Annotated in this window: 7 protein-coding genes and 2 rRNA genes; all 9 read left to right on the forward strand. The window is 42.2% G+C overall.

Annotation, left to right across the window (positions count from 1 at the left end):
- A 23S ribosomal RNA gene (locus Q0212_RS15440) occupies window positions 1-499 on the forward strand; the annotation flags it as partial.
- Between the two features lie 150 nt (window positions 500-649).
- Window positions 650-764: ribosomal RNA gene (gene rrf / locus Q0212_RS15445) — 5S ribosomal RNA — on the forward strand.
- A gap of 119 nt (window positions 765-883) precedes the next feature.
- Window positions 884-1,153, forward strand: coding sequence for an AbrB/MazE/SpoVT family DNA-binding domain-containing protein (locus Q0212_RS15450; RefSeq protein WP_297927165.1), 270 nt, complete (start codon window positions 884-886; stop codon window positions 1,151-1,153).
- Complete coding sequence (locus tag Q0212_RS15455; protein WP_297927167.1) at window positions 1,140-1,376, forward strand: type II toxin-antitoxin system VapC family toxin; 237 nt, start codon at window positions 1,140-1,142, stop codon at window positions 1,374-1,376. Before Q0212_RS15450 ends, Q0212_RS15455 begins: the two co-directional genes overlap by 14 nt.
- A gap of 6 nt (window positions 1,377-1,382) precedes the next feature.
- Complete coding sequence (locus tag Q0212_RS15460) at window positions 1,383-1,535, forward strand: hypothetical protein (protein WP_297927169.1); 153 nt, start codon at window positions 1,383-1,385, stop codon at window positions 1,533-1,535.
- Between the two features lie 124 nt (window positions 1,536-1,659).
- Window positions 1,660-2,286 (forward strand): NUDIX domain-containing protein, encoded by a 627-nt coding sequence (locus Q0212_RS15465; RefSeq protein ID WP_297927170.1) that lies wholly within the window; start codon window positions 1,660-1,662, stop codon window positions 2,284-2,286.
- Between the two features lie 235 nt (window positions 2,287-2,521).
- Window positions 2,522-3,331, forward strand: a complete 810-nt coding sequence (gene cpdA / locus Q0212_RS15470) for a 3',5'-cyclic-AMP phosphodiesterase (RefSeq protein ID WP_297927172.1) — start codon at window positions 2,522-2,524, stop codon at window positions 3,329-3,331.
- Window positions 3,332-3,338: 7 nt separating this feature from the next.
- A complete protein-coding gene (locus tag Q0212_RS15475; RefSeq protein WP_297927174.1) occupies window positions 3,339-3,905 on the forward strand; it encodes a YqiA/YcfP family alpha/beta fold hydrolase in 567 nt (188 codons plus the stop codon).
- Between the two features lie 6 nt (window positions 3,906-3,911).
- Window positions 3,912-5,767 (forward strand): DNA topoisomerase IV subunit B (gene parE / locus Q0212_RS15480; RefSeq protein WP_297927176.1); only part of this gene is annotated, 1,856 nt, incomplete at its 3' end.

A 5,767-nucleotide genomic window follows, 5' to 3' on the forward strand; every position in this document is an offset into this window, starting at 1 on the left:
TATGGAAGGGCCATCGCTCAACGGATAAAAGGTACTCTGGGGATAACAGGCTGATACCGCCCAAGAGTTCATATCGACGGCGGTGTTTGGCACCTCGATGTCGGCTCATCTCATCCTGGGGCTGAAGCAGGTCCCAAGGGTATGGCTGTTCGCCATTTAAAGAGGTACGCGAGCTGGGTTTAGAACGTCGTGAGACAGTTCGGTCCCTATCTACCGTGGGCGTTGGAGACTTGAGAGGATCTGCTTCTAGTACGAGAGGACCGAAGTGGACGAACCTCTGGTGTTCCGGTTGTCACGCCAGTGGCACTGCCGGGTAGCTATGTTCGGAAGGGATAAGTGCTGAAAGCATCTAAGCACGAAGCCTCCCTCAAGATAAGGTCTCCCTGAGAGTTTAACTCTCCTAAAGAGCCGTTAGAGACCATGACGTTGATAGGTTCGGTGTGGAAGCGCAGCGATGCGTGAAGCTAACGAATACTAATTGCTCGTGAGGCTTGACTATATAACGCCAAAACAGTTTATACCAAGATACACAACCTTGATTTAGTTCGAAACAGATACAGCATAAACGTAAAAATGACACAGACAAAATTCCAACTGTACAAAGACAACGAATTCGAGTAAGCGCAAAAACGCAAACTCAACCAGTTTGTCTGGCGACCATAGCGAGTGTGAACCACCTGATCCCTTCCCGAACTCAGAAGTGAAACCGCTCCGCGCCAATGGTAGTGTGGCATTCGCCATGTGAGAGTAGGTCATCGCCAGACTCCAATCAAAAAAACCCTTCTAGCAAACACTAGAAGGGTTTTTTACTTTGCGGAAAGAAAATTGGGCAAGACGAAGAGGCTCTAATAGATTATATTTACGTTTAAATTGGAGCGTAAAAATGCAAACTACACATTTAACCCCTCAAAGACACGTTGTAATACCCCAAGCCATTTGTGACGCCTATCATTTAAATGCAGGACAAGAATTAGAAATTGAATTAACCCCTCAAGGTATTTTGTTAAAAGCTAAAACTGCCTCATCTACAACAAAGTTAGACGATGTTGCAGGCTGTTTGGCGTATCAAGGCGAAGCTAAAACGATTGAAGAGATGAATGAAGCTATTCAAGAGGGTGTTAGTATGCAATGGGGACAAAATGATAACCATTGATACGAATGTCATTGTTCGGTTTTTAACGCGTGATGATGAAGTACAGTATCAAAAGGCATATCAAGTTTTTGCCTCATCTGAACAGATATTTATTCCAAAGACGGTGATTTTAGAAACGGAATGGGTATTACGTTTTAGCTATAAGTTTTCATCTAACCACATTGCTATTGCGTTAACTAACTTACTTGGTTTAGAAAATATTGTCACTGAAAATAAAGAATAGATTATTATGGCGTTGGGGTGGATTAAACAAGGGATGGACTTTGCTGATGCCTTGCATTTATCATTTAGTTTACACACACAGGCATTTTTAAGTTTTGATAAAAAGATGATTAAAAAATCAGCGGAATTAAATATTGATATCAAAGTTATAGAGCCTTGATTATTTTAAGATGAATTTTGTAGCCTGTGTGAAGTGAAACGTAACACGGGTCGTTGTTTCCTGTATTTCGCTACGCTGCATACAGGCTGCTACTAAAGTAGGCTATTTAGAAAAGGCTAGGATTATGCAACAAACAATATTTAATCAACAACAAGATGTCGAGTTAGTCAGTCGAGAGATGGTTTATAAATCGTTTACTCAAATTGATGTTGTTAAATTAAAACATCGTTTATTTGCAGGTGGCATGAGTCCAATTATTCAGCGTGAATTAGTGATTAAACCCGAAGCTATTGGCGTGTTCATTTATGACCCTAATTTAGATGCTGTATTGTTAATTGAACAATTTAGGGTCGGGGCATTGTCTCACCCTAATCCGTGGCAATTAGAAATTGTTGCAGGTTTAGTTGATGGGCATGGCGAAAGCTTAGAAGATGTGGCTAAACGGGAAGTTTTGGAAGAAGCTGGTGTTGAGTTATCGCGTTTAGAAAAGGTGATGACTTTTTTACTTAGTCCGGGTGGGAGTAATGAAAAATTTACCTTATTTGTTGGTCAGGCTGATTTACGTCAAGCAGGTGGTGTATTTGGCTTGCCAGAAGAAGGCGAAGATATTAAAGTCAGCATAGTTTCGGCGACTGATTTTGTTGACTTATTGGCAAAAAATAGCATGTTATGGAATGCGCCATTGTTAATTGCAGGCCAATGGTTTGCGCTAAATAAAACTCTTTTACAGTCTAAGTGGCAAAATTGCTGATTTTTTGGTAAATTGTCGATTGAGTCGCTAGAAAAAAATTGTATTCTTGCGTTTAATTAGGATTAGAAAAATACTTGACTTACAGACAGCCAATATCTTTATGCTTTTATACAGGTATGTAAGTCCAAAATGTTGTGATGTAGTAATAGCCAAGACCCAGTTTGATTATGATGATAACAAATGGTGTCTAAGCCAAACTGATTAATCTCCAAGGGTCCGCTTTAGGGATGGCATCTTGAAAAAACATGAAAATAAGCCACTCCGTGTAGTGCAAATATCCGACTGTCATCTGTTTTCATCAACAGAAGGTCGGCTTTTAGGGTTAAACACCGAAGATAGCTTGCGTCTAGTCTTAGAAAAGGTAAAACGTGAGCAAACAAATATTGATGTCATTTTGGCAACAGGTGATATTGCTCAAGACGCAAGCGAAGTTGCTTATCAACGCTTTCAACAACATTTAGCGCAATTTAATACCCCTAATTATTGGTTGCAGGGTAATCACGATATTACTCAACCTATTCTTAATACTTTAAACAACCAAAGTCATCTTAGCCCCTGTGTAATTAAATTTGCCAAATGGCAAATTATTATGCTCAATTCCAGTGTCGAATACGAAGTACCAGGTAAGTTTAAACCCGAAGAACTTGCCTTTTTGCAGTCAGCCTTAGAGAAAAGTAAAGGTTGTCATGTGATGGTGTGTTTGCATCACCATCCTGTTCCAATGGGCTGTAAGTGGTTAGATACCCAAGTCGTCAGAAACGCAGTTGATTTTTGGCAAGTGATAGACCAATTTAGCCACATTAAAGCCATTGTTTGGGGACACGTTCACCAAGAGTCTGACAGAATGCGTAATAGTGTGCGTTTATTATCTGCGCCTTCAACCTGTGTCCAATTTAAACCATTAAGCAATGATTTTGCTGTTGATGAAGATGTTTCACCAGGTTATCGTTGGTTCGATTTATATGATAATGGTGATATTGTCAGTCAAGTCTCTCGTGTCGAAGGGGTTAAATTTACCATTGATTGGACAGTGAAAGGTTATTAAACTTTTCATGTCTACACTTATTTACATTCACGGTTTTAATAGTTCCCCTCAATCTCATAAAGCAGGTTTGTTGCGTCAATGGTTAGCTCAACATCGGCCTGATATTAACTTTATTACTCCCGATTTAAATATTTTTCCGCAGCAAGCCATTAACTTATTAGCCCAATTAGTGCAACAATATCCACAGGCTGGTTTATTAGGCAGTTCGTTGGGTGGTTTTTATGCCACGTGGCTTAATCAACATTATGGCAATAAGGCGGTATTAATTAATCCTGCGGTTAAAGCCTATGATTTATTAAGCACCCTATTGGGTGAGCAGCGTAATTACCACACAGGCAAAGGTTACACCTTAACCCAAGCCCAAGTTGATGAGTTATTAGCGATAGAAGTTGACGCTCTGCGGTATCCAGAGCGTCTATGGGTACTATTACAAACAGCCGATGAGACTTTAGACTATAAGCTCGCTTTGGCAAAATATCCCTTGTCTCCAATGTTGGTGGAGGAGGGCGGTAATCATGCCTTTGATAGTTTTGAACACCATATTCCTGCGATTATTGATTTTTTACGAATTTAAAAACCTATGACTACTTATAACGCTGATGCTATTGAAGTTTTATCGGGTTTAGACCCTGTTCGCCGCCGTCCGGGTATGTACACTGATACCAGTCGTCCCAATCATTTAGCTCAAGAAGTGATTGATAACTCGGTCGATGAGGCAATGGCTGGCCATGCTTGCCAGATTCAAGTGATTTTGCACGAAGATAATTCTTTAGAAGTGATAGACGATGGCCGCGGTATGCCTGTTGATATGCACCCTGAAGAAAAAATGTCGGGTGTGGAGTTAATTTTAACCAAGCTCCATGCAGGCGGAAAATTTTCTAATAAAAACTATCAGTTTTCGGGTGGTTTGCATGGTGTGGGTATTTCGGTGGTCAACGCCTTATCTAGCCAAGTACAAGTTAAAGTTAAAAGAGAGGGTCAAGAATATGCCATCAGTTTTGCCAATGGCAATAAATCGAAAGAATTAGAGGTGATTGGGTCTGTGCCCAAACGTCAAACAGGCACTAGCGTCCGTTTTTGGTCAGACCCACAATATTTTGATAATCCTAAATTTAATACCAAAGCCCTAAAACACTTACTCAAGGCTAAAGCGGTTTTATGTCCTAATTTGCAAATTAAATGGATTGATAAACAAGCCAAAGAAGAAGAGACATGGTATTACGAAGATGGCTTACGCGCGTATTTAATTGACAGTTGTAAAGACTTTGAGTGTTTACCTGCTGAGCCTTTTGTTGGAGATTTTAAAGGAGAACATGCAGCTTGTGAGTTTGCGGTGTTGTGGCAGCCTGAAGGTGGCGAAACCATTCAAGAATCGTATGTAAACTTAATTCCTACGGTACAACATGGCACACACGTTAATGGTTTGCGTCAGGGTTTAACCGATGCCATGCGTGAGTTTTGTGAGTTTAGAAATTTATTACCGCGTAATGTCAAATTAGCGCCCGAAGATGTGTGGGAACGTGTGGCCTTTGTGTTGTCGATGAAAATGCAAGAAGCACAATTTTCAGGGCAAACCAAAGAACGTTTATCCTCACGAGAAGCCTCGGTGTTTGTGCAAGGCGTGGTTAAAGATGCGTTTTCGTTATGGCTCAATCAACATCCCGATGTTGGTCAACAAATTGCAGAATTGGCGATAGCCAGTGCCAATAAACGCCTCAAAGCAGGAAAAAAAATCGAACGCAAAAAAATTACGCAAGGGCCTGCATTGCCTGGCAAGTTAGCCGATTGTGCGGGTCAAGATATTATGCGTAGTGAGTTGTTTTTGGTGGAAGGTGATTCCGCAGGCGGCTCAGCGAAACAAGCGCGTGATAAAGAGTTTCAAGCCATCATGCCTTTACGGGGCAAAATTTTAAATACATGGGAAGTAGCTTCTGACCAAGTTTTAGGTTCACAAGAAGTGCATGATATTGCAGTGGCGATTGGTGTTGACCCTGGTAATGAAGATTTAACAGGCTTGCGTTACGGTAAAGTGTGCATTTTGGCCGATGCCGACTCCGATGGTGCGCATATCCGCTGCCTGTTGGCCACCTTGTTCTTCAGGTACATGCCGGACCTGGTGAAGGCTGGGCGGGTCTACACCGCAGTGCCGCCGTTGCACCGCATCGAGCTCACCAACCCCAAGAAGGGGATGGACAAGTACGTCTACACCTACTCAGACCCCGAATTGCAGCGCAAATTGGCGGAGCTGACCAAAAAGGGACTTCGCTGGAAGGACCCGGTGCAGCGCTACAAAGGTCTTGGCGAGATGGACCCGGAGCAGCTCTGGGAGACGACACTGAATCCGGAGACGAGACTTTTGAAGCGTGTGGAGATCGAGGATGCCCGTATGGCCTCCGATGTGACGGAAGTGCTGATGGGAACCGAGGTTCCGCCGCG

Source organism: uncultured Agitococcus sp. (assembly GCF_937920075.1).
Taxonomy (GTDB): domain Bacteria; phylum Pseudomonadota; class Gammaproteobacteria; order Pseudomonadales; family Moraxellaceae; genus Agitococcus.

What these genes read in the sequence shown, in the direction of transcription:
- Q0212_RS15450 (WP_297927165.1), top strand. Translation starts at nt 884, where the DNA reads ATGCAAACTACACATTTAACCCCTCAAAGACACGTTGTAATACCCCAA.
- Q0212_RS15455 (WP_297927167.1), top strand. Translation starts at nt 1,140, where the DNA reads ATGATAACCATTGATACGAATGTCATTGTTCGGTTTTTAACGCGTGAT.
- Q0212_RS15460 (WP_297927169.1), top strand. Translation starts at nt 1,383, where the DNA reads ATGGCGTTGGGGTGGATTAAACAAGGGATGGACTTTGCTGATGCCTTG.
- Q0212_RS15465 (WP_297927170.1), top strand. Translation starts at nt 1,660, where the DNA reads ATGCAACAAACAATATTTAATCAACAACAAGATGTCGAGTTAGTCAGT.
- Q0212_RS15475 (WP_297927174.1), top strand. Translation starts at nt 3,339, where the DNA reads ATGTCTACACTTATTTACATTCACGGTTTTAATAGTTCCCCTCAATCT.